The organism is Anaplasma platys (genome assembly GCF_012790675.1).
Taxonomy (GTDB): domain Bacteria; phylum Pseudomonadota; class Alphaproteobacteria; order Rickettsiales; family Anaplasmataceae; genus Anaplasma; species Anaplasma platys.
This window is the reverse complement of the sequence record NZ_CP046391.1, coordinates 533,542-538,487: the sequence shown is the minus strand read 5'-3', so window position 1 is coordinate 538,487 and position 4,946 is coordinate 533,542. Positions and strand designations below refer to the sequence as shown.

Below are 4,946 nucleotides of genomic sequence, written 5' to 3'. Positions count from 1 at the left end.
GCCATACAATTGTCAGTACTATTTTGCCACAAGTATCGGCCTGTTTATGATTCTTGAAAAGCGACTGCATCTTCTCATGCATAATTCGCTCAACGGTGCACTTCTATCTCATGGCTACACTGAAGTCGCTACAGAAGCTTAAGTTCATTCCTGCACGCTGACACAAACTATTTCGAGGAATTATTTTCAGCGTCCCAACACATGACCTTCGTCTACAAAAACTTGTGGCGCTTCTCTTGTTGTATCTACTCCCCTTCCTTGTACGTCCCGTACAATTAGAAACGTGGGCACGAATACCGTAGAATATGTCTCATCTCTTCCCCGATACGATGCATACCCGACTTGATCTCGTGAAAACTCTCCAGCCCTTCCATCATATGAAGGCAAACCAACTGTAGTATTCTCTGCTCTATGATACTGTTCATATGCACGACAAACAATCCATGCCAAAGGGAGAGCAAAAAAAGGAATAAAATCTATGGAAGCGCAAATAATTTGCGTGCTCGAGACATCACCAGAGAATGCATTAAGTGTTCCCATAATATAACAAGTCATTACAAGCAATCCACCCATAACTCCCAGCACCGTTTCAAGGTTGCTAGTCGCCCTACCTTCGCGCTTATACATCCTCTTGCAATCTATATATTGGAAAGGCGTCAATATAATAAACAAGATTAGAGAACTGCACACACATAGAATCGATAAAGCAGCGGTGCTTTCAGTAGCCCAGTAAACCCATACTAATAATAGAAGCGCCGAAAAAACAACGAACGCGGCCACAGTCAACCTATCGCTTGACGATAAACCTCTCCTCATATTCCCTAGCATGAATATTTCTTTCTTAATTACCAAAATAATTTTCCATCAAGTCTGCAATCACAATTTTGTATGAGTAAATGCAGAGCTATTCTACAGAGATATCCGAGAAAACCCTAATAATTCATTTATTAATTAAGTACATCAGGGATCATATGGCTTATGTTGCACGACTGGCACGCCTACTCCCGCAGATAACCGTTGGATATTATCCTAGTGGTGGTGCTTCACTCTTTTGGCAAAAAGCATTGATACGCGCATTATGCTTAATTAGAGCAATGTGGCAAGTTGCAAAGTGTAGCAACAAATTAAGGCATGAAGCAGCAATTTTTAAGCACTCTACCGCTCGGGAAAAAGTGGATTTAACCTACCTGAAAACAGTGGAGGCCATGCAACCCTATATAGCATATGGCAGCAAAAGGCTTCACCATTTGAGCATATTTCTTTTAGAGAAAGCTTGAAAACTGAGAATAGGATAGACTCTACTTTGAGCGCACTTGAGGTCACTATAAATGCAATAAATTTCTTATACACCTAGCTCGAATGTCTGAGGAAAATAGATTCCCTCACGTCTAAGAGCACTCTCTACGTCATAAAAATCCAGCGACATCACCCCCGGATACACCTCGCCATCCTGCACAAACGTAGGTACTCTTGCTATCTGATACGACCGACCTCCTACTTGATATTGCATATCATTTTCTACTGGACGCACAACTCTTGTATTACTTGTGTCATTTGAACGCACAATTTGTAGAGATCCTATCATATCCTCTAAACGATATAACGCGATAACATCCGGGCAATTCACACGGGTATAGCGTTCGATTGCGCGAGAAACTATCCATAAAACAGGAAGTACGACAAGGGTCACAAAGTCGATGATGCCACATATTATCCTTGCACTCTGTGCAATGGATGAACCCCAAACTATTACCATTACATAACTGCTCATCGAGAATAATGATGCAATAACACAAATAGTAGTGGAGATTTTATCGGTCTCCTCTCCCACACATCGAACCATTCTATTACAATCATACAATATAGGCGGGGATAGCACTGCACACATAAAAAGCGAATAGCACACATGCAAAACTGATAAAACTACCATATTTTGAGTTATCCAATAGGCCAATAACAACGGCATGACTGCCACTAGGCCGAATAGTATCGTTAGCGCCATCCAATTCCTAATTTGCGATTTCTGCGCCACTGGGACAATTTGTATTCTTTCGGCTGGTCGAGTTATAGAGGGTGATATAGGGGACGTTACCCTTGTTCTCCCATCATATAACACGCGCACCCCCTTCCTTTATCTTCTATCTTCTATCACAATTTTTCGTACCACATACCAATTGCACTCTGCACTGCAAACTGCAATACGCGTGGAGATAATACAACTAGATTCGTAAAAATGCTAACCGTTTCTTAATATGATTCCCGTCTAGACCCCATTGAAACCGGTATAGATAACATCCGCTTTTTAATTAAGATAAATTGTTTTGGTTTCATGTACAATGAACACACTTGCCCTTTAGATAAGGCGGCAATGAAAAAAACAATGTAATTGAAGATGCTGTAGTTGTGCTGTAGAATCGCCAGCTAGTTAATTACACAAAGACATGCAAAAATATCTTTCCTGGCCCTTCGTAGAAGCCGAGAAGATTTTAAGTACTTTTGAACAAAGCGAAGAGATAATACTTGCGACTGGGTATGGGCCATCGGGCTTACCGCACATCGGAACGTTTGGTGAGGTGTTGCGCACAGTCTATGTAGCTAATGCTTTAAGAGAGCTTGCTCCTAGAATAAGAACCAGAATTCTTGCATTTTCCGATGACATGGACGGCCTCAGGAAAGTGCCAGATAATGTTCCCAATAGGGAAATGTTATCCGAACACTTAGGTAGGCTATTAACGTCAATACCTGATCCTTTTGGAACAGCACAGAGTTATGGCCACCACATGAATGGAACGTTCTGTGAATTCCTTGCGATCTTCGGATTTGAATACGAATTTAAAAGCGCTACAGAGTGCTATAGATCAGGTGTCTATGACGAAGTGCTACTGAAGTTACTGGAAAGGTACGAGGCGGCAGTTAATATCCTACTTCCAACTTTGGGAGAAGAGAGACAAAAGTCCTATAGTCCGTTCCTTCCAGTTTGTCAGAAGACCCAGAAAGTCTTGCAAGTTCCTATAGTAGAAACAAATGCAAAACGTGGGACCGTGTCTTATAGGGATGAAGAAGGAAATCTCGTCGAAACCCGCGTCACGGGGGGATGCTGCAAACTTCAGTGGAAAGCAGATTGGGGAATGCGTTGGGCTGCTTTTGGTGTTCAGTATGAATCACATGGTAAGGATCTCACTCCTTCAGCTAAGCCTGCAGTAGCAATATGCAAGCTATTGGGAGGAAAGCCCCCTGTTCTATTTCCTTATGAGTTGTTCCTCGACAAAGAGGGTAAAAAGATCTCAAAATCAAAAGGTAACGGCTTTTCCGTTGATGAATGGCTAGCTTGTGCCCCTTATGAAAGCTTGGCTCTTTACATGTTCCTTAATCCCAAAAGGGCAAAGCGGTTATGCCATGAGATAGTACCCAAATTTGTAGATGATTACCTATCATTGGTAAACCAATACCATGATGATCCGGCAAATTTTGATAACCCAGTGTGGCACATACATAATGGTAAGGTACCCAAACTTGAAATGTATGGCCTGACTTTCTGCTTATTGATTAATATAGCTTCAGCATGTAACGCAGAAGATGTGCAAATGCTGAAAAAGCTTATAAAGAGGTACCGTGGCGGTGTAGATATAGAGAATAACAGTACCTTGGAAAAATTACTGGAGTTCTCAGTAGCATATTGCAAGATGTTTGTGCTGAACAGTCGCTCATACAAGGTGCCTAATGAGGTCGAAAGGAGGATGCTTGCCAATCTCTCAGAAGCCCTATCACAAATGGATGATAGTAAGTCTTCTGATGAAATTCAGAATGTAGTATTTGAGGTGGGAAAGATGCATCTACCACATGACCTTAGAACGTGGTTCAAGACCCTGTATGAGGTGCTTTTAGGTCAGGAAGATGGACCTAGATTTGGCTCTTTCGTGAAGCTTTATGGAATTGATAATACTGTGAAGTTGATCACCAACTCTTTGACGACCAAATAGGTGTCAAAATGGCCAATAAGTTGCTGAGTATTAGGCGTTATTATTGCCGTTTTAGGGTGGCACCTTATTTTCGATTTTCGTATATGCCGTACGTGGCGTTATTGATTGACACCTCATAACGGTATGCTATCCTTGAAACCGGGTTTACGGGGCTGTTATGCGTCTTAAATGGGTTGCACTTTGCTGTACACTTTGTCTCTGCCTCCAGGGGTGTCTTCTTTTCTCCCATGTTCAGTACAGTGGATTTCCTTCGGCTAGTGTTAAGCTCTGGAGTGATGTAAAAGCCGGGGCATCTAAGGATGACGTTATTGCTATGCTGGGACATCCGGTTATAGTTGAAGAAGGCATTTGGATATATCCTTCTTGCAAATTACTGAAGTCGGCTGCTTCTATAATGAAGAAATACGAGTGTAATGTCCTTAGAATCGCTTTTGACAGTGACGACAGGGCTACCGATGTTGATCATCTCCACACTCCGCTGCAGAGCTTGAGAAACATCTCAGAGAAAGGGCACCATGTTTCAGGAATACATGATGGGATGTGGCGCAAAATAGCAGGGGCGTTGGGTAAAAACGAATAGCCGTGCCGTCACCTGAGAACAGAAAAGCCCATACCGTAGCTTTCGTTTTTCAGCGAGTTGGGCTGTGTACCTTATCAACAGGCCGCATTGCTTGCTATTCGTGTTCACAGATGGGTGCTCAGAGGGAAAAAATAAAAAGAACACAAAAAAAAAGACAAATACTCTTTTAATTAACCTCACACGTCGCATAACAAAATATAAGCACTTAAGTTCACTACATATCCCTACCTACTGCTAGGCCTCATTATTTTGTGCTTCAATAGAACTATATGTGACGTCATATTTAAATTCTACCTCCGATACTTTCATAGAAAAAGCACAAAACTGAAATTTGCAATCTTGCATTTAAATTATAGAAAAACAGATTGTTGCAACGGATTTTTAAA

At 41.7% G+C, this 4,946-nt stretch carries 4 protein-coding genes; 2 read left to right on the top strand and 2 right to left on the bottom strand.

Annotated features, from left to right (window positions below):
• Positions 1-186: 186 nt before the first annotated feature.
• Together ANPL_RS02210 and ANPL_RS02205 are read right to left on the bottom strand one after the other, a co-directional pair.
• Positions 187-816: a hypothetical protein gene (locus ANPL_RS02210; RefSeq protein ID WP_169193162.1), complete on the bottom strand. Its 630-nt coding sequence runs from the start codon at positions 814-816 to the stop codon at positions 187-189.
• Positions 817-1,342: 526 nt separating this feature from the next.
• On the bottom strand, positions 1,343-2,116 hold the full coding sequence (locus tag ANPL_RS02205; RefSeq protein WP_236822880.1) for a hypothetical protein: 774 nt from the start codon (positions 2,114-2,116) through the stop codon (positions 1,343-1,345).
• Between the two features lie 325 nt (positions 2,117-2,441).
• Between ANPL_RS02205 and ANPL_RS02200 the strand changes: the two genes are divergently transcribed.
• Complete coding sequence (locus tag ANPL_RS02200) at positions 2,442-3,980, top strand: lysine--tRNA ligase (protein WP_169193160.1); 1,539 nt, start codon at positions 2,442-2,444, stop codon at positions 3,978-3,980.
• Positions 3,981-4,137: 157 nt separating this feature from the next.
• Entirely contained in the window at positions 4,138-4,560 is a 423-nt protein-coding gene (locus ANPL_RS02195) for a hypothetical protein (protein ID WP_169193159.1), read from the top strand.
• Positions 4,561-4,946: the final 386 nt, after the last annotated feature.

Coding starts and splice junctions, on each gene's coding strand:
- ANPL_RS02200 (WP_169193160.1), top strand. CDS start 2,442: ATGCAAAAATATCTTTCCTGGCCCTTCGTAGAAGCCGAGAAGATTTTA.
- ANPL_RS02210 (WP_169193162.1), bottom strand. CDS start 816: ATGAGGAGAGGTTTATCGTCAAGCGATAGGTTGACTGTGGCCGCGTTC.
- ANPL_RS02195 (WP_169193159.1), top strand. CDS start 4,138: ATGCGTCTTAAATGGGTTGCACTTTGCTGTACACTTTGTCTCTGCCTC.